The following is an 18,255-nucleotide window of genomic DNA, read 5'->3' as shown; positions in this document are numbered from 1 at the left end:
TTGCATGGACATAGCGTTGCGTTTGCAGACATGCCTAATGCAACGTGCGTCTCGCGCAGCGGAAATACTGGAGACCGGGCGTGCTTCATCAAATCATCGACCGCAGGTTAGCTGGTAAGAACAAGAGCATTGCAAACCGCGAGCGCTTTTTGCGTCGCGTTAAAAACTACATTCGTCGCGCCGTCTCGGAAGCGGTTCGCGATCGCAGCATCAAGGATATTCAGAACACCCAGAGCATCACCATCCCGCGCAAGGACATCGCGGAACCGTCGTTCCGGCATGGTCCCGGCGGCAAGCGGGAAATGGTGCATCCGGGCAATTCCGACTACATCCGCGGCGACAAGATCCAGCGCCCGCAAGGAGGCGGTGGCGGAGGCGGGGGCAATCAGGCCAGCAACGAGGGCGAGGGTCAGGACGACTTCGTGTTCGAGCTGAGCCGCGAAGAATTCATGCAGTATTTCTTCGACGACCTCGAACTCCCGCGTCTCGTCAAAACCCATCTGATGGCCGTGCCCACGTGGAAAAGCATCCGCGCCGGCTGGGCGGCCGAAGGCACGCCAAACAATATCGACGTAGTCCGTTCGCTGCGTAGCGCGCTCGGCCGCCGGATTGCGCTTGGTGCGCCGCTCGTCAATCAGTTGCACGAGATGGAACGGCAACTCGAAGTGATGAAGGCCGATCCGGACGACCGTCGCGACGAGATCAAACTGCTCGAAGAGGAAATCCACCATTTGCGCGGGCGCATCTGGCGCATTCCGTTTATCGATCCGTTCGATCTGCGCTACGTGAACCGGGTGAAGCAGCCTACGCCGTCGAGCCAGGCAGTGATGTTCTGTCTGATGGATGTGTCCGGTTCCATGGACGAGCAGCGCAAGGATCTCGCCAAGCGCTTTTTCATCCTGCTGTATCTGTTCCTCAAGCGTAACTACGAAAAGATCGAAGTGGTGTTCATTCGCCACCACACCCGCGCCGAAGAGGTCGATGAAGACACGTTCTTCCATTCGACGGAAAGCGGCGGCACGGTGGTGTCGAGCGCGCTGGAGCTGATGCAGAAGGTGATGGACGAGCGCTATTCGCCGACTGAATGGAATATTTACGGCGCTCAGGCTTCTGACGGCGACAATTGGACCGACGATTCGCCCAAGTGCCGCAAGATACTTTCGGATGACATCCTGGAGAAGGTGCGCTATTTTGCGTATATCCAGGTTACGCCGGAAGAGCAGAACCTGTGGCTCGAATATGCACAGTTGGCGCTGAGCCAGCCGCACATGGCGATGAAGAAGGTCGAGACCGCGGCTGACATTTATCCGGTGTTTCGGGAGTTGTTTGAAAAGCAGGTGGCGTCTTCATGACGGCAAAGCACCTGCCAGACGATGCGCGCGGCGATCAGCCGGCGCGCGGGAAAGGCGTGCCGCAGCAGCAACAGTCGGGGCATGCCGAGGCGAAGGCGGACGATACGGGAGCCGCCGCAGCCGGAGCAGTCGACGCCGCTGCAGCACGGGGACACACCGGAACGCCCACTGAGGGGCAAAGGGAAGTCCGTATGAACGTAGCCGATAGACGGCCTCTGCCGTGCCCGTCCGACTGGACCTTCGAATTGATCGAAGAGTACGACTCGCATATTGCCCGTGTTGCAGAGCAATATGAACTCGACGTGTATCCAATCCAGCTCGAACTCATCAGCGCCGAACAGATGATGGACGCCTACGCGTCCGTCGGCATGCCGGTGAACTACCGTCACTGGTCGTTCGGCAAACACTTTCTCTCTACCGAAAAAAGCTACCGTCGCGGGCAGATGGGGCTGGCGTACGAGATCGTCATCAATTCAAACCCTTGCATCGCGTACCTGATGGAAGAGAACACGATGACGATGCAGGCGCTCGTCATCGCGCACGCGGCCTACGGCCACAACTCTTTCTTCAAGGGCAACTATCTGTTCAGGCTGTGGACGGATGCGCACGCGATCATCGACTACCTCGTCTACGCGAAGAATTACATCGCGGAGTGCGAGGAGCGCTTCGGGCTCGACCGGGTGGAGGAACTGCTCGACTCGTGCCATGCGCTGATGAACTACGGCGTGGACCGTTACAAACGTCCGCAGAAACTTTCGCTGGAAAAGGAGTTTGCGGCGCGCCGCGAACGTGAGGCTTATCTGCAGTCGCAAGTCAACGAACTGTGGCGTACCTTGCCGACCCGGCATACGCCGTTGCCGGAGGAGATCGAGGAGCGTTATCCGCCGGAGCCGCAGGAAAATCTGCTGTATTTCGCGGAGAAGAACGCGCCGCTGCTCGAACCGTGGGAGCGGGAAGTGATCCGCATCGTGCGCAAGGTCGGCCAGTATTTCTATCCGCAGCGGCAAACCCAGGTCATGAACGAAGGCTGGGCGACGTTCTGGCACTACACCTTACTCAATACGATGTACGCCCAGGGCAAGCTGGAAGACGGCTTCATGATGGAGTTTCTCCATTCGCACAGCAATGTGGTCTACCAGCCGCCGGTTACGAAACCGTACTACAGCGGCATCAACCCGTATGCGCTCGGTTTTTCGATGATGAGCGACATCCGCCGGATCTGCGAATCGCCAACGGAGGAGGACCGCAAGTGGTTCCCCGAGTTGGCGGGCAGTCCGTGGCTGCAGGCGATGCACTACGCGATGCGCAACTTCAAGGACGAGAGTTTCGTCGCGCAGTATCTGTCGCCGCATCTGATCCGCGAGATGCGCCTGTTCTCGGTGCTCGACGACGACATGCGCGATGCGCTCGAAGTGTCCGCGATTCACGACGACAGCGGGTATCAGTACGTGCGTCAGGCGTTGTCGCGGCAGTACGACATGCACCATCGGGAGCCGAATATTCAGGTGTGGGCGGTCAACACGCGTGGCGACCGGAGCCTGACGCTGCGGCATTTCATGAGCGACAACCGGCATCTGTCCGGCGACAGCGATGAAGTGCTCAAGCACATGGCGCGCTTGTGGCAGTTCGACGTCTACCTGGAAAGCGTCGATGAGAATGGCACGGTGAGGAAGCGGTATGAGTGTAAGTATGTGCCGCCGATCATAAGGGTTTGAGGCGGTAAGCCCGCGATGTAGAAGTCGGATCCGATCTGCCAGAAGCCCTCGTATGTCCTCGACCTACGGGGGCTTTTGCTATGGGACGCGCCGCGGACAGTGTCCATGTTTTCGGCAAGTTATGACAAATTACTGAAAAATGCGCCCACCTTCCGCTTCGGCGCACGTCGCCGCTAACAAACCCCCATCTCTCCCTTGCAATTCTGTAAAATTCGCGCACGCGCGCTATAGGTTCCACCGCGGCACCTCGATGCGCGTGTTGTGAAGGCGGCGCCACGACCGCTACCTCCGTTTAAAGACAAGGAAAGACAACAGCATGACCGACCTGACCGACCAAACCGTGGCCACGACGTACGACGCACACGACACCCGGCGCCGCATCTTCGCGATCGTTGGCGCTTCATCGGGCAATCTAGTCGAGTGGTTCGACTTCTACGTGTACTCGTTCTGCGCGCTGTATTTCGCGCCGGCCTTCTTCCCGAGCGGCAACACCACCACGCAGTTGCTCAACACGGCCGGCGTCTTCGCCGCGGGCTTCCTGATGCGTCCGATCGGCGGCTGGTTCTTCGGCCGGCTTGCGGACAAGCACGGTCGCAAGACCGCGATGATGGTGTCGGTGTTCATGATGTGCGGCGGCTCGCTCGTGATCGCCGTGTTGCCCACGTATGCGCAGATCGGCGCGTTGGCGCCGGCGTTGCTGCTGGTCGCGCGCCTGTTCCAGGGCCTGTCGGTGGGCGGTGAGTACGGCACCAGCGCCACCTATATGAGTGAAGTCGCGCTCAAGGGCCGCCGCGGGTTCTTCGCGTCGTTCCAGTACGTCACGCTGATCGGCGGCCAGTTGTGCGCGCTGCTGGTGCTGGTGATCCTGCAACAAACCCTCTCCACCGAAGAACTGAAAGCGTGGGGCTGGCGCGTGCCGTTCGTGATCGGTGCGCTGGCGGCGCTGGTTGCGCTGTATCTGCGTAAATCGCTCGAAGAAACAACCACGGCTGAGACGCGTCAACGCAAGGAAGCCGGCACGCTGCGCGGCTTGTGGCAGCACAAGGGCGCATTTGCGACGGTGCTCGGCTTTACGGCCGGCGGTTCGCTGATTTTCTATACGTTCACGACGTACATGCAGAAGTACCTGGTCAACACGGCCGGTATGCATGCCAAAACGGCTAGCAACGTGATGACCGCGGCGCTGTTCGTCTACATGATCATGCAGCCGGCGTTCGGGGCGTTGTCGGATCGCATCGGCCGCCGCCGTTCGATGCTGTTCTTCGGCTTCTTTGCGACCATCGGCACGGTGCCGCTGCTGCATGCGTTGAAAGACGTGACGAGCCCGTATGCGGCCTTCGGCCTAGTCGTCGTGGCGCTGGCGATCGTCAGCTTCTACACGTCGATCAGCGGCCTGATCAAGGCTGAAATGTTCCCGCCGGAAGTGCGCGCGCTGGGCGTTGGTCTGTCGTATGCGGTGGCCAATGCGATCTTCGGCGGCTCGGCGGAATACGTCGCGCTGTGGCTGAAATCGGTGGGCAGCGAGACGACGTTCTACTGGTATGTGACCGCGCTGTGCGCGATCGCCGGCCTCGTGTCGCTGCGCATGCGCGATCCTTCGAAAGAAGGTTATCTGCGCCACGAGCCTTGAGCTTGAGTTCGAGCGACAGGCTCGAACAGCGCGCATGAGCGCTCTTTAAGCTCTTTAAGAACGGCGGCCCGGGGCAACCCGGCCGCCGTTTTTTATCCCGCCGGGAAACACAGCGAGCACGACGCGAAGCGCACGCTCACGCCACCACGATCTCCGTCCCCAGCGCATGAAGCAGGTCGCGCAGCGACTCGGCTTGCGCCATCTTCGCATCGCTGCGCAGATGAATCTGCACGGCGCGCCCCGCGATCCCATCGACGGGATGCGCCAGCCATAACTCCACGGCAAGCCCCAATCCTTCCGGCTGATTGACGACGACCGGCTCGATCACACGCGGCTTGAAACAGGCACTGTCGGACATGGCGATTAACCTCCGGGCTGATGACGGTTCGAGGTCCATCCTAATCAGCCGCACGTGCAAGCCCAAGCGAGAAATACACGTTTGCTAATGAGTGGATGCTTAGCAGAAAACGCGCTTATTACAGGAGCATTTCTTGGTTCGGACCGCGTTGCGGCGCTGCTAATGTGACGCCCATGCGTGGCAATCGGTTGCACCCCGCGGTTGCGACAGATTGACGACGATATCGCCACCACGCATCCGTTTCTGAAACATCGCAAGCATGTTGAACAAGCATCACGTACAAACCAAGAGATCCATAAAAATGAAATCGAAAATACTCGCTGCCTGGTTAATGACGCTGACGGGACTCTCGCTGACGGCGCCGGGGCTCGCTTATGCCGATCGTCTCGACGACATCAAAAAGGCCGGCGTACTGCGCGTCGCGACCTTCGACAGCAATCCGCCGTTCGGTTACGTCGATGCAACCAGCAACCAGATTGTCGGTCTCGACGTCGACTACGCGAAGGCGCTCGCCGACAAGCTCGGCGTGAAACTCGAACTGCAACCCACCAATCCGGCCAACCGCATTCCGTTCCTGACGTCGAAGAAAGTGGATCTGGTGCTCGCCAACTTCACGATCACCGACGAGCGCGCCAAACAGGTCGATTTCAGCATTCCGTATTTCTCGTCGGGCCAACAATTCCTGGCGAAGAAAGGCGTGCTGAAGTCGACGGATCAGATCAACAGCCTGCGAGTGGGCGCGGACAAGGGCACCACCAACGAGATCACGCTGCGCGAGAAATTCCCGCAAGCCACGATCGTCGCGTACGACGACACGCCGTTCGCGTTCGCGGCCTTGCGCGCGGGCAACGTGCAGGCGATCACGCAGGATGGTCCGAAGCTGGTCGGCCTGCTTGCGAACGTGCCGGACAAGCAGAACTACGAGATTCCGGCGTTCACGATTTCGAACGACTACATGGGTGTCGGGATCCCGAAGGGCGAGACGCGCCTGGTCTGCTTCGTGAACGACACGCTGAAGGGACTGGAAGCCGACGGCTCGGCCGCGAAGATCTACAACCGCTGGTTCGGTCCGCAAACGAAGACGCCGCTCGCACGCATCTTCAAGATCGGCGACAAGACCTGATCGCCGTGTCGCTGTAGCACCCAGGCACCCGGTAATGAACGGGCACGTTGGCAACATGCCCGTCGGCGTTTTCGAAAGAAGCAGGTTTCAGGAAGCAGGCAGGTTCAAAGATGCAGGCGTGGCTCGCTCCAAAGTATCTGATGTGGCTGTGGCAAGGCTTCGGTGTCACCGTCGGTCTTGCGTTGACAGTGGCGCTCGCAGCCACCGTGTGCGGCTTCGTGCTGGCGGTCGCGCGTCATGCGCGGTATGGCTGGCTGCGTCGCGCAACGGCCGCGTATGTGCTGGTGTTTCGCAACACGCCGTTGCTGGTGCAACTGTTTTTCTGGTACTTCGGCGCGGCCACGCTGATGCCTGACGTGTTGATGCAATGGCTGAACACGCCGCATGGCGTGCACCTCTGCGCGTACGCGTTGCGCTGGCCGTCGTTCGAGTTTGTCGCCGGGTGGCTCGGGCTTACGTGCTATACGGCGGCTTTCATCGCCGAGGAGTTCCAGGCGGGTTTGCGCGGCGTGCCGGATGGTCAGCATGCCGCAGCAGCGGCGCTTGGCCTCACGCCGTTGCAGGCGTTCCGCTACGTCGTTTTGCCGCAAGCCGTGCGCATTTCGCTGCCGCCGCTTTTCGGCCAATACATGAACCTCGTCAAAAATTCATCGCTGACCATGGCGATCGGTCTGGCCGAACTGTCGTATGCGTCGCGTCAGGTCGAGACGGAGAGCTTCAAGACTTTCGAGGCGTTCGGCGTGGCCACGGTGTTGTATATCTTCGCCATCGCATTGATCGAAGCCGTCTCGCATACGGTAGCGCATGCGCGTGAGCGTTCATTCGCGAGGCGCTGAACATGACCTGGACACTATTCGCCCATAACCTGCCGTATCTGCTGATCGGTGCATTTCCGCAAGGACCGCTCGGCGGAGCAGCGCTCACGCTGGTGCTGGCCTTGTGTTCCGCGCTTGCGTCGGCCGTGCTCGGCGTCGCGGGTGGAATTGCGCTGGCGTTGGCGGGGCGCATTGCCCGCGTGCCCTTGCTGCTCGTGATCGGTTTCTTCCGCGCGATTCCGGTGTTGATGCTGATTTTCTGGACGTATTTTCTGCTGCCGATGCTCTTCCATGTCGATGTACCCGGACTCGCAACAGTCGTCTGTGCGCTCTCGCTGATCGGCGGTGCGTACCTCGCGCACTCGGTGCACGCGGGCATTCGTGCGGTCGGCGATGGTCAGTGGCAAGCCGGGCTCTCGCTCGGTCTCACACGGATGCAAACACTGCGCTATGTGTCGCTGCCGCAGGCGATGCGCATCATGGCGCCGTCGTTCGTGAATCAATGGGTGTCGCTGGTGAAGGACACCTCGCTCGCGTATATCGTCGGCGTCGGCGAGTTGTCGTTCGTCGCGACGCAGGTCAGCAACCGGCTGATGGTGTATCCGGCGCAGATCTTTTTGTTCGTCGGCTTCATCTATCTGGTGTTGTGCACGGCGCTTGACCGCATCGCCACTTATGCGTTGACGCGGCGCAAGCGCATCGTGCGGCCACGCGTACCGGCCGCTACCCAGGCATTGTCTGGCGACTGACCGGCTGGCCTGCTGGTCGCTTCCCGCTGCGGCCGCGTCAGATCATTTCGGATCGATCGGTCACGAGGTCCGTGACGAGCTCCGTTACAGCGGCGGCCGGCTCCGCAATGACAGCCGGCGCTGCCGCGACCATCGCGGCCGCCGCTGCGCGCTGCCGCACGCTCACTACCGCACGTGAGAGGATGAGCAGGTGGTAATAGAGCCGCGTGCTGAAACCATAGTTGTAGGCGAAGAGATGCGTGAACGCGATCTTCAACCCGGGCATGACCTGGCGATTCTTCGCATGGACCGAGACGACGATCGGCGCGAGACGGCGCAAGGCCAGCTTGCGTGACGGTTCCAGCTGCGCCGGGAGTTTCAGCGCCTTGACGAACGCATACGCACTGACGGTCGCGGCAATCGCGGTGCCGCGCGTGCTATGCGAGATCGACGTCGCGGTTTTCCGATACACCGATACGTACTCGTGCAGATAGAACACCTCGCGCGCCGCGAGGCAGAGTTCGGTGCCGAACACGAAATCGCAGCACATGCCGTACTGGTCGCTATAGCCGATCCGTTTGACGAGATCCGCGTTCGCCATCCAGCCGTTATTCGGGAACATCTGGATCAGCCCGGTTCTGCCTGGCAAAGCTTGCAGGCCTTCAGCGTCGCGAGTGCGTCGAAACGCAGCGTTCAGGCGTGCACTGCCTTCAAAGTCGATCGCGCCGGTGTGATCGGCCTCGTATTGATCGGCGAAGGCCACTTCGAGCTGCGGGTGAAGCTTCCATAGCGACACGAGTTTTTCGACACCGTCGGTGGTGAGCAGGTCGTCGTCGTGAATCAGCAGGATCTTGTCGCCGCGTGCCCGCGCGAACAGGCTCGCGACGTTGTGCGCCTGGCCGAGTGCCGGCTGGTTCTTCACATAGCGGATGCGCACCTCGTTTGCGTAGCGTTGCGCGATCAACTGCTGGGTGCGTTCGTCCTTTGAATCGTCGCCGATCACAATCTCCAGATTGCCGTACGTCTGTGCGAGGCACGAATCGATACACTCGACGATCAACTCAGGCCGATTGCAGGTGGGCAGGCAAATGGAAACCTTGGGAGAGGGACGGGAAGGGCTGGGCGTAGGAGTGGAGAAGGTGAACACGGGCGTCTCCGTTCTTATCTGTTAAGGGGCGGCAGCCGGTTCGCTTTGCGCACACATTGCTGCATGCAGCAAAATAGTCCATTGCAGGGAAAAAATAATCCGTAATAAATCGGAAGAAATGTCCGCGTCGTGAAAGCGGTTCGAAGGGGAAAATTTGTGCGGCTTTGACGCCAAAAACGCAGCAAAGCCGCTTGGGTTAGGCGTTGGGCTAGCGGTTAATTATTCAACTCACTGACGGTTCGCCTTCGCCGGGTTTTTTTCCGGGACGGTCCGCCGGCGACTGATCGCGCCCTTCGTCGTGGCGTTCGGGCAGCTTGCTCTTTTCGTTGTCGCTGTGGGTGGCGGGCTGCGGATGTTCGATGTCGGCAGGCTTTGCGCCCTTGTGTTCTTTGGTTTCGCTCATTGCATGCTCCTGGTGTGAGAACGGGTGTGAGAACACCTGCAGAACAGCAAGGCATGGACCCGATCAACACCCACACTTACAAACAACACCTTGACCGCGCCCCATATTCAGCGCACCGTGAAGAAGGAAAACACCACGGGAGCGTGAAATGGCCCTCAACTTCCCGAACCCCAGCCGCAGCTATGACGCCTTCCGTCATTGTGTCAATTTCTGGGGCTATGACAATGCGCGCGAAATCGCCTTCACTGTCAACGATTCGGTCATTTCGAATCTGAGCCCGAGCGCAGGCTCCGACGAGCCGGCAGTGCTGGCAGCCTTCGACCGTCATCGCGAGCAAATTCTCACGCTCGCTCGCGGTCTGTATGTCGGCGGTCCGCAAAACCGCTACACGATTTCTTGATATAGCGAGCGCGGCGCGGTAGGTCCAACCGGACCTGCCGTGCGCCGCCTTGTTCCACAGCCAAAGCAACGCGGCACCCACCGGCGCCTCGCCTTGCTTTGTCGCGGGAGTTCCAGCATGGATGATGACCAGGTCAATCTAGAAGAAATTGCCGACAGCAAACGGCGGCGCGAAGCAGAACGCCTCGGTGAAAGCGAAAAAACGGCCGCACCCGCGGCAAACGAGCCGCAGCAGGCAGAGGGCATTGAGACCGCACCGAAGCAATGGGTCAAGCACGTGACGAAGTGGCTCGGTGCAAAACGTACGCTGATGGAAACGCGTCGACCCTTGATGCTTAAAAAGAAAACCATCGCTCTGTAGGCATTCGGCATTCGGAACGAAAATAACCGGCGTCAAGCCGGTTTTTTTATTTGTGCCGTGTGTTGAGCGTCACACTCGCCCAACCGCCATTCAGGCAGCCGTTTCGCGTGTCGGGCCGCCAGTCAGCGAAACGATGAAGTCGAAGAAGGCCCGCACCTTGGCCGGCGGATGATGCCGCGAAGGATAGAGCGCATATAGCGGATAAACCTCGTCGCTCCAGTCGGGAAACAGTTCGACCAGTTTGCCATTGGCGAGCAACGACTCGGCGCCGAACGCGAGAATCTGCGCGACACCCTGGCCGGCGGCGCACACGCTATGCAAGGTGCCGACGTCGTTCACGGTCAGACGGCCTTCCGGCGTAATCGTCGTCTTCTTGCGTCCGCGGTGAAACTCCCAACTGAACGGGTAACCCGTTAGCGGATCACGAAACTTGATGCATGCATGCTTGCCGGTTTCGAGTTCGGCCGGGCTTGCCGGATGGCCATGTTTCTTCAGATACGACGGTGCGGCGACGGTCAGAACCCGCGTATCGAGCAGCTTGCGTGCAATGAGCGACGAAACCGGTGGGTCACCGAAACGGATCGCAAGATCGAACCCGTCGGCAACCATATCGCCTAACTGGTCACGCGTGATCAGCTCGAGCTGCAGATCGGCATGCTTATCGACGAAACTGCCGAGCCTCGGTCCGAGCACAAGACGCGAAAAGAACGGGTCCATGTTCACGCGCAGACGTCCACGAACCGCCGTGGCGCCCTGGGCCGCTGAGGCTGCCGCTTCTTCGAGTCCGCCGAGTAGCGGCACGATCTGTTCGTAGAAGCGCCGGCCTTCGTCGGTCAGCGTGACCGAGCGGGTGGTGCGGTCGAATAGGCGGATGCCGAGGCGTGCTTCAAGCCGTGCAACCGAACGGCTGACGCCGGATTGCGACATGTCGAGTGCCTCGCCCGCCGCTGCAAAACTGCCGCAGTCGACAATCGCCGTCAGCACGCCCATGCCGTTCAGCATGCGCTCGTCAAATGGCATGTGATATTCCTTTGTTATGCATTAATGCATGACATGCTATCGCGAAACACTGTTTGAATTCATACCGCGACGCCAGGAAACGCCACCTGTGCGGGCCGATCAATGACGCCGAATCATGAGTGGAATGACAGCCACGCTATCGCGTCAGGCACGCGTTAGGCGCTAATCTGCACGGGTTCGCCTGCTGCACGATGGAACGCGGTTCTCACCATGCGTCAGGCATATATAACTGATCAACGGAGAGCGCCATCATGTCGCGAGTTTTTATCACCGGTTCCGCCGACGGCCTCGGCCAGATGGCCGCGCGTCTGCTCGTCGGCGCCGGTCATCAAGTGGTTTTGCATGCACGCAATGCGGCGCGTGCGGAAGAAGCGTTGAAGGCCGTACCGAAAGCGGAAACTGCTTTAGCAGGCGATCTGTCGAGCATTGCAGAGGCAGTCGCGTTAGCGGAGCAGGTCAACACACTCGGCCGCTTCGACGCAGTGATCCACAACGCGGCGGTCGGTTACCAGGAGCCCCGCCGGATTGCCACCGTCGACGGACTGCCGCATGTCTTCGCGGTCAACACGCTGGCCCCCTACATCCTGACCGCGCTGATCAGGAAGCCGCAGCGGCTCGTGTATCTTAGCTCGGGCTTACATCGCAGCGGTGACGCAAGCCTCGACGATCTTGCATGGGACCGGCGACCGTGGCAGGGCACGGCCGCCTATTCCGACTCGAAGCTGCATGACGCGCTGCTGGCGTTTGCGATGGCGCGCCGCTGGCCGGCGGTATTGTCAAACGCACTGGAGCCCGGTTGGGTGGCGACAAAAATGGGTGGAGCAGGCGCACCGGACGATCTGCAAGCTGCGCCGAAAACCCAGGTGTGGCTTGCTGTCAGCGATGAACCGTCGGCCACCGTGAGTGGTGGGTACTTCTATCATAAGAAGCCGCGCGAGACGCATCCGGCGGTTCGCGACGTCGCGGTGCAAGAGCGTTTGATCGCAGCCTGTGAGGGATTTTCCGGTATCCGTTTGCCGGACTGAGCGTAGCGGCGGCAGTGCGCTGAGTCTTCCGGGTCACGTGCGACTCAGCGTAGCCACGGTTAGGGTCAGGCGCGCAAGCGGACCCGCCGCGCCCGATACTCAGCGCCCCGCACCCTGGGTCGCCTGACCACGCACGTCGCGCGTGACGGGCGCTTCGTCGAGATGGCGAAACACCCATGCGGACACCAGCGTGATGACGCCCACGCACACGAAGCTCAGGCGGAACCCGAGCGCCGCCGATCCCCATTGCGCCGAGAACAGATTCACCAGTCCGCCGCCGATCGAGACACCCAGGCCGATCGCCAGCATCTGCACCATCGAAAAGAGACTGTTGCCGCTGCCGGCGTCTTCGTGCGAGAGGCCTTTGAGCGTGACGCTGTTCATCGCCGCGAATTGCATGGAGTTGGCGCCGCCGAACACCGCCAGAATCACGATCTCGACGATGAGCGGCGTACCCCGCGTAATCAATGCGAACGCAACGATCGCCGACCCGACGATTATCGTGTTGACGAGCAGGAACGTGTCATAGCCATAGCGACGCACGAGCGGCGCAATCCAGCGCTTGGTGAGGGTGCCGGCAAGTGCGGCAGGCAGCATCATCAGGCCGGAATGCAGCGGTGTGTAGCCGAGTTGCAATTGCAACAGCAACGGCACGAGAAACGGTACGGCGCTCGAGCCGATGCGGCACACCAGGTTGCCGATAAGACCGACGCTGAAATTCGGTTCGCTGAAGAGCGAGAGTTTGAATAGCGGATTGTTGCGGCGCTTTGCGTGCGGAATGTAGGCGAGCGCGCTGACAATCGCGAGTGCGAAGAGACCCGCCGACCATGCCGCGCGATGCGTCGCGACGGGCGCCTCGACGGCCAGCGAAAACGCGATCATGCACAGCGACAGCAGCCCGCAACCAACGAAGTCGAAGGGTGGCGCCTTGGCTTCGCCATGGGCAGGCAAATACCGCTGTACCGCATAGAGACCCAATGCGCCGATCGGCACATTGATCAGAAAGATCCAGTGCCACGTGATGGCCTCAACAAACCAGCCGCCGAGCGTCGGGCCGGCAATCGGGCCCAATTGGCCGGCAATCGAAATGAACGCGAGCGCCGATACGTATTGCTCGCTCGAGACGCTGCGCAGAACGGCGAGCCGTCCGATCGGCAGCAGCATCGAGCCGCCCAGGCCTTGCAGGACCCGCGCCATCACCAGTTGGCCGAGCGTATGCGCGCTCGCACAGCAGATCGACCCGAGCACGAATATCAGAATCGCCACGAAATAGACCCGCCGCGTGCCGAAGCGGTCGGCGAGCCAGCCCGACGCAGGGGTGAGCATCGCCATGGTCAGCGTGTAGGCCACCACGATCGGCTGCATCGCGAGGGGCGCGACGTGCAGGCTGTTCGCAATCGACGGCAGCGCGGTGTTGACGATCGTGGTGTCGAGCGACTGCATGAAAAAGCCGGCGGCGACGATCCAGAGCAGTGCGGTCTGGGCGGAATCCTTGTTCATGTTCAATTGAGCTACGGGGCGGCGGGCCGGGCTCGGAGCGATCGTTGGGGGGATTGCGTCATGATATTGACATCCTCGTCAATCGGGAACCCCACTAGAGTTGTTGACTGTTATCGACTTTGCCGATGACCAGGACCACAATGACGCATGCTCAATCCCATCTGGCTCAAGACCTTCGCGACAGTCGCGGCCTGCCATAGCTTTACCGAGGCGGGGCGGCAACTCGACCTCACGCAGTCGAGCGTCAGCGAACACATCCGCCGGCTCGAACAGAGCGTCGGGCGGCGCCTGTTCGTGCGCGACACCCATTCGCTCGCAATGACCCCGGACGGCGAGGCCATGCTCGCGCACGCCAGCGTCATCCTGCAAGCGCTCGCGCGGGCCGAATCGCAGTTTCGCGCGCCGCGTCTGAAAGGGCGCGTGCGGCTCGGCTCATCGGACGATGTCGCGCTCGGGCCGTTGCCCACGGTGCTGGCGGCGTTTCGCGACGCGCATCCCGATGTCGAGTTGGAAATCACGATCGGTATGACGGGCAAGCTCTATGAATTGCTGGACGCCGGTTCGATCGATCTGCTGGTCGGCAAGCGGCGTCTGGGCGACCGGCGCGGCGTGCCGCTGTTCACGGGGCGGCTGGAGTGGCTGGCGCGCGCCGGCACGCTGGTCGATCTTAGCCAGCCGTTGCCGCTGATTCTGGTCGCCGAGCCGAGCGTGACCCGGGCGGTGGTGCTCGACGCGCTCGCCGAAGCCGGTTTCAGCTGGCAGCTGGTATGTACGAGCAGCAGTCATTCGGGCTGCATTGCGGCTGCGCGCGGCGGGCTCGGTATCACGGTTCGTCCGCAGTATCTGGCCGCGCGAGGCCTGACGCCGCCGCTCAACGCGGCCAGTCTGCCAACGCTGCCTTCGGTGGAATTTATCGCGCTGGCCGCCAAACGGCTGAGCCGTCCGGCGGGCACGTTATTGCAATTGCTGCACGACAGCGATTTGCGCGGTTCGTGGATTGGTGAGTGAAACCGTGCGGGAGTGGCTAACCTGACTTGAAGCACCGTCCGCACTCAAGCGGGCAAGGCCGCCGCCAACGCGTCGAACTCCGCACCCCACGCCGCGCGCCAGGCGTGGCGCGTCGCTTCGTCGATCCATGCGCCGTCGATGCCGTTCAGCATGAACTGCCGTAACTCGGCAATGCTGAAGCCGAAGTGGCTATACATCAATTGCCATGCTTCGCTTGGCGTCACTTTGTGCAGCGTCGGGTCGTCGGTGTTCGGGTGAATTTTCATGCCTAAACCCGGCATACGCCGCATGGGATGCTGTTCGGCCCAGACTTCCGGGGCGAGGGTGCGCAAATAGTAGGAGTTAGTCGGCACTACGGTGAACACGATGCCGCGTTCCCCGTATTGGGCCGCCAACTGCGGGTTATCGACGATCGTATAGCCGTGATCGATCCGATCGCAATGCAGCAGGTCTACGGCCGTCTCGACGTTGCGCCACGGCATGCCGAATTCGCCTGCATGCGCGGTGGTTTTGAAGCCGGCGTTGCGCGCATTGCGGTACGCCTTCCAGAACAACTCAGGCGGCCGGTCGTTCTCGCGGTAATCGATGCCGAGGCCCGCCACTTCGTCCGCGCGATGCGCGCACATCCAGTCGACCAGCGCGACTGCTTCGTCGGGATCGGCTTCGCGGTCGATGCTTGGAATCAGCCGCGCGCTGATGCCGAAATCGCGCGCGGCGTCGCGAATCGCGGTGACGATGGCCGCTTGCGCATCCGCGTAGGGAATCTTCGATACGTGCACGGTGCCGGTAGGATTCCAGAAGAATTCGCTATGGCGTACCTGGTGTGCGGCGGCGTCGGCGAGATATTCGTAGGTGATGCGATGCAGGTCGTCGGCGTGCGTGAGCAGATGCTCGTCGAGCGCGCGCAGCACACGTAGCACGCCAACGGGCTTTTCGCCGCGCGTATAAAACGCGTCGATTTCTTCGCGGTCGATCGGCGCGTTGCTCTTTTCAGCGAGCGCGATAAAGGTCTCATGACGCACCGCGCCCAGCAGGTGGCAATGCAACTCGACCTTCGGCAGGGCCGTGAAGAAGGCGCGATGGGCATCGGTGAGCGTAATGCCAAGGCGCGATGCGGGCACGTTGCCCAATGTCTCTTTCATGTCGGTATGGTTTTCGGTAGTGCGTAAAACTCGACGCTGATTCAGTTTAGTGCGAATGCAGGATAACAACGTGCGGCAAAGTCAGGTAAGCAGAGTGCCAAGGTGCAAATCTCAATGCGGCTTCACCACGGTATAGAAGTAATAGCTGAGTGGCACGGCCAGCACATAGAGGCCCCACGGTACTTCACGGAAACGTCCGGCGAGCAGCTTGACAAGCACATAGCAGAGCAGACCGCCCGCGATACCAGTGCCGAAACTGTTCGACATCAGCGTGAGCAGCACCATTGAGAGAACGGGCAGCGAGTCGCTGAAGTCGTCGAAATGCGTGTGGCGAATCGTGCTGAACATCGACAGTCCGATCAGGATCAACGCGGGCGCGGTAGCTTCTTTCGGAATGGCCAGCGCGACCGGCACGAACAACAGCATGAGTGCGAACATCGCAGCGGCCGCAAGCGAAGAAAGGCCGGTACGTCCACCCGCTTCAACACCTGCCGCGGATTCCACCAGCGCCGTGAGCGCCGGAATGCCGAACACCGGGCCAAGCGTCGCCGCAATCGAATCGACGAGAAACGGGCGGTTGATATTGGGCAGATTTGCGTTTTCGTCGAGCAGATCCGCTTTGGCGCCGACCGCGAGCGTGGTGCCGAGCGTCGAGAAAAACTCCGCCGCGAAGAACACGAACAGATACGGAATGGCGGCCACGCTCAAGGCGCTTGCGATGTCGAGCTTGAATGCGATCGGCGCAATGCTATGCGGCCACGAGAGAAACGACGCGGGCATATGCGTGACGCCGAGCGGCACACCGGCGGCGGCCGCGATCAGGATCGCCCACAAGATCGCACCGGGCACGCGGCGGCCTTGCAGCACGACAGCCGCGCCGAGTCCGATCAAGGCGACCAGGGTGCCGGGCCGCGAGAAATCGCCGAGCGCGAGTGCATTGGTCTTCGCATTGGCGAGCACCATCCCGGCATTACGGAAACCGAGCACCGCGATGAACAATCCGATCGAAGCGCCAAGCCCGAGCTTGATTTGCGCCGGAATCAACCGGACCACGAGACTGCGCGCGCCCACCAGTGTCAGGATCAGAAACAGCACGCCGGATACGAACGCGATGCCCAAGCCCGTTTGCCACGCGACATGCTCGCCTGCGAGCGTAATGCCGAGAATCACCGAGCCGCCGATGCCGGGCCCCACCAGAAACGGCAGATTCGCGTACAGCGCCATGAGCACCGTGCTCAGCACGAACACCAGAATCGTTGCGGTCGTCGCCGCGCCGCGATCCATGCCGCCCGCCGACAGCAGCGACGGAATCACCACCAGCAGATAGGCGGCCGCCAGAAACGACGTGATGCCGGCGATCGTTTCGATACGCACGCTGGTCTTGCGCTCGGCGAGCGCGAAGCGCCGTTCGAGCCAGCCGCCGCGCGCCGTGGGTGCCGGGTTGTTTGCTGCCGGCATTGAAGATTCGTTATTGACCAATTGATTCATCCTGTAACCATGCCATTTATACTGCTGCGCATTGCGTCGATGCATTGCTCTCCATGACCGACCGTTCGTCTCTCTTGCCCGCGCTCACGCTGCGGCAAATCCAGTACTTCGTGACGCTTGCGCATGCGCGCAGTTTCACGCAGGCCGCGCAGTCGCTCGCCTTGACGCAGCCTGCGCTGACTGCGGCGATCCGGCAGATCGAGTTCCTGCTCGGCGGACCGTTGTTCGCGCGCTCCGCGCATCGGTTGACGCTCACGCATGCCGGCGCGAGCGTGTTGCCGCTTGCCGAGCGTCTGCTCAATCAGGCGCGCGGCACCTTCGACGATATGGCGAGCACCTTTGCCGAACGCGTGCAGACGGTGCGCATCGGACTGATTCCGTCGGCTGCGGCGCGCCTGTTGCCCGCGCTCGCCTTGTTGCGCGCAAAGCAGGCGTCGCTGCGTTTTACGCTGAACGATATGCCGAACACCGCCTTGATCGATGCCGTGCGGCAGGGGGCAGTCGATTTCGGCGTCGGTGTGCACGAGCCCGATGCGGCCACGGCGGACAACGACGGCGAAGCCGCGTTGCGCTACCAGGACCTGTTCGAGGATCAGATCGTGGTGGTGGTGCGGCGCGACGATCCGCTCGCGCAGAAAAAGACCCTTGCGTGGGCGAAGCTCGTGGGCCGCGATCTCGCGGTGTTCGTGCGTGGCAGTGTCAGCGACGCGTTGCAGCGCACCGGCGGGGCCGAAGGTCTGCAATTGACGGTCGCCTACCGCGTCGAATACACCGAGCCGTTGTACGAGCTCGTGCGCAACCGTCTGGCGATTGCGGTACTGCCCAGTCTCTACACCATGCATCTGCACGACACGGAACTGGTCGCGTTGCGTCTCGACAAGCCGCGCGTCACCCGTTCTATCGCACTGATCTCGCTCGACGGCGACGATCGAGGCCCGCACGTGCGGGCTTGCCGCGAATGGCTCGCCGCGCATATCTGACGCAACGCAGGCGGTATCCATGACCGTTGTCGAGCCTTTCACAGGTTCAAGCGTTCTCCGG

Annotated in this window: 18 protein-coding genes; 11 read left to right on the top strand and 7 right to left on the bottom strand. The window is 61.3% G+C overall.

What is annotated here, in order from left to right; translation table 11 throughout:
* Positions 1 to 80: 80 nt before the first annotated feature.
* The 3 genes from R8871_RS25545 (at position 81) to R8871_RS25535 (ending at position 4,697) form a co-directional block, all read left to right on the top strand.
* The gene (locus tag R8871_RS25545; RefSeq protein WP_054039600.1) at positions 81 to 1,352 is read left to right on the top strand and encodes a YeaH/YhbH family protein; all 1,272 of its coding nucleotides are present in this window, start codon (positions 81 to 83) and stop codon (positions 1,350 to 1,352) included.
* Positions 1,349 to 3,067, top strand: a complete 1,719-nt coding sequence (locus R8871_RS25540; protein ID WP_175052954.1) for a SpoVR family protein — start codon at positions 1,349 to 1,351, stop codon at positions 3,065 to 3,067. Before R8871_RS25545 ends, R8871_RS25540 begins: the two co-directional genes overlap by 4 nt.
* Positions 3,068 to 3,383: 316 nt before the next feature.
* Positions 3,384 to 4,697 (top strand): MFS family transporter, encoded by a 1,314-nt coding sequence (locus tag R8871_RS25535; protein ID WP_175052953.1) that lies wholly within the window; start codon positions 3,384 to 3,386, stop codon positions 4,695 to 4,697.
* A gap of 136 nt (positions 4,698 to 4,833) precedes the next feature.
* On the opposite strand, the gene R8871_RS25530 is transcribed toward R8871_RS25535, so the two are convergent.
* Complete coding sequence (locus R8871_RS25530) at positions 4,834 to 5,055, bottom strand: hypothetical protein (RefSeq protein WP_054039606.1); 222 nt, start codon at positions 5,053 to 5,055, stop codon at positions 4,834 to 4,836.
* A 301-nt stretch (positions 5,056 to 5,356) separates the two neighbouring features.
* Here R8871_RS25530 and R8871_RS25525 point away from each other — a divergent pair, with 301 nt between their 5' ends.
* From R8871_RS25525 to R8871_RS25515, 3 genes are all read left to right on the top strand, one after another.
* The gene (locus tag R8871_RS25525; protein ID WP_175052952.1) at positions 5,357 to 6,178 is read left to right on the top strand and encodes an ABC transporter substrate-binding protein; all 822 of its coding nucleotides are present in this window, start codon (positions 5,357 to 5,359) and stop codon (positions 6,176 to 6,178) included.
* A 110-nt stretch (positions 6,179 to 6,288) separates the two neighbouring features.
* Positions 6,289 to 7,014 (top strand): amino acid ABC transporter permease, encoded by a 726-nt coding sequence (locus tag R8871_RS25520; protein WP_175053221.1) that lies wholly within the window; start codon positions 6,289 to 6,291, stop codon positions 7,012 to 7,014.
* Between the two features lie 2 nt (positions 7,015 to 7,016).
* Positions 7,017 to 7,742, top strand: a complete 726-nt coding sequence (locus R8871_RS25515; RefSeq protein ID WP_175052951.1) for an amino acid ABC transporter permease — start codon at positions 7,017 to 7,019, stop codon at positions 7,740 to 7,742.
* 37 nt (positions 7,743 to 7,779) lie between these two features.
* Here R8871_RS25515 and R8871_RS25510 read toward each other — a convergent pair whose 3' ends face one another.
* On the bottom strand, positions 7,780 to 8,868 hold the full coding sequence (locus R8871_RS25510; RefSeq protein ID WP_175052950.1) for a glycosyltransferase family 2 protein: 1,089 nt from the start codon (positions 8,866 to 8,868) through the stop codon (positions 7,780 to 7,782).
* A 223-nt stretch (positions 8,869 to 9,091) separates the two neighbouring features.
* Positions 9,092 to 9,271, bottom strand: a complete 180-nt coding sequence (locus R8871_RS25505; RefSeq protein WP_093644937.1) for a hypothetical protein — start codon at positions 9,269 to 9,271, stop codon at positions 9,092 to 9,094.
* Positions 9,272 to 9,419: 148 nt separating this feature from the next.
* Here R8871_RS25505 and R8871_RS25500 point away from each other — a divergent pair, with 148 nt between their 5' ends.
* Together R8871_RS25500 and R8871_RS25495 are read left to right on the top strand one after the other, a co-directional pair.
* Positions 9,420 to 9,671 (top strand): DUF1488 family protein, encoded by a 252-nt coding sequence (locus R8871_RS25500; RefSeq protein ID WP_175052949.1) that lies wholly within the window; start codon positions 9,420 to 9,422, stop codon positions 9,669 to 9,671.
* A 117-nt stretch (positions 9,672 to 9,788) separates the two neighbouring features.
* Positions 9,789 to 10,031: a hypothetical protein gene (locus tag R8871_RS25495; RefSeq protein ID WP_175052948.1), complete on the top strand. Its 243-nt coding sequence runs from the start codon at positions 9,789 to 9,791 to the stop codon at positions 10,029 to 10,031.
* A gap of 90 nt (positions 10,032 to 10,121) precedes the next feature.
* Here the strand turns inward: R8871_RS25495 and R8871_RS25490 are convergent, their stop codons facing one another.
* Positions 10,122 to 11,051 carry a LysR family transcriptional regulator gene (locus R8871_RS25490; RefSeq protein ID WP_175052947.1) on the bottom strand — a complete coding sequence of 310 codons (930 nt, stop codon included), beginning with the start codon at positions 11,049 to 11,051 and terminating at the stop codon, positions 10,122 to 10,124.
* 251 nt (positions 11,052 to 11,302) lie between these two features.
* Between R8871_RS25490 and R8871_RS25485 the strand changes: the two genes are divergently transcribed.
* Positions 11,303 to 12,076 (top strand): SDR family NAD(P)-dependent oxidoreductase, encoded by a 774-nt coding sequence (locus R8871_RS25485; RefSeq protein WP_175052946.1) that lies wholly within the window; start codon positions 11,303 to 11,305, stop codon positions 12,074 to 12,076.
* A 99-nt stretch (positions 12,077 to 12,175) separates the two neighbouring features.
* Here the strand turns inward: R8871_RS25485 and R8871_RS25480 are convergent, their stop codons facing one another.
* Positions 12,176 to 13,630 (bottom strand): DHA2 family efflux MFS transporter permease subunit, encoded by a 1,455-nt coding sequence (locus tag R8871_RS25480; protein WP_407673210.1) that lies wholly within the window; start codon positions 13,628 to 13,630, stop codon positions 12,176 to 12,178.
* A gap of 93 nt (positions 13,631 to 13,723) precedes the next feature.
* Here R8871_RS25480 and R8871_RS25475 point away from each other — a divergent pair, with 93 nt between their 5' ends.
* Positions 13,724 to 14,584, top strand: a complete 861-nt coding sequence (locus R8871_RS25475; protein ID WP_175052944.1) for a LysR family transcriptional regulator — start codon at positions 13,724 to 13,726, stop codon at positions 14,582 to 14,584.
* A 44-nt stretch (positions 14,585 to 14,628) separates the two neighbouring features.
* Here the strand turns inward: R8871_RS25475 and R8871_RS25470 are convergent, their stop codons facing one another.
* Both R8871_RS25470 and R8871_RS25465 read right to left on the bottom strand, forming a co-directional pair.
* On the bottom strand, positions 14,629 to 15,726 hold the full coding sequence (locus R8871_RS25470) for an adenosine deaminase family protein (protein ID WP_175052943.1): 1,098 nt from the start codon (positions 15,724 to 15,726) through the stop codon (positions 14,629 to 14,631).
* A 111-nt stretch (positions 15,727 to 15,837) separates the two neighbouring features.
* Positions 15,838 to 17,184, bottom strand: coding sequence for an NCS2 family permease (locus R8871_RS25465; protein ID WP_175052942.1), 1,347 nt, complete (start codon positions 17,182 to 17,184; stop codon positions 15,838 to 15,840).
* An 83-nt stretch (positions 17,185 to 17,267) separates the two neighbouring features.
* On the opposite strand from R8871_RS25465, the gene R8871_RS25460 reads away from it, so the two are divergent.
* Positions 17,268 to 18,194: a LysR family transcriptional regulator gene (locus tag R8871_RS25460; protein WP_175052941.1), complete on the top strand. Its 927-nt coding sequence runs from the start codon at positions 17,268 to 17,270 to the stop codon at positions 18,192 to 18,194.
* The last annotated feature ends 61 nt before the right edge of the window (positions 18,195 to 18,255 follow it).

It is taken from the genome of Paraburkholderia sediminicola, from assembly GCF_902859805.1.
GTDB lineage: Bacteria > Pseudomonadota > Gammaproteobacteria > Burkholderiales > Burkholderiaceae > Paraburkholderia > Paraburkholderia sediminicola.
The sequence above is the reverse complement of the archived record's forward strand: the minus strand, read 5'-3'. Positions and strand labels throughout refer to the sequence as shown.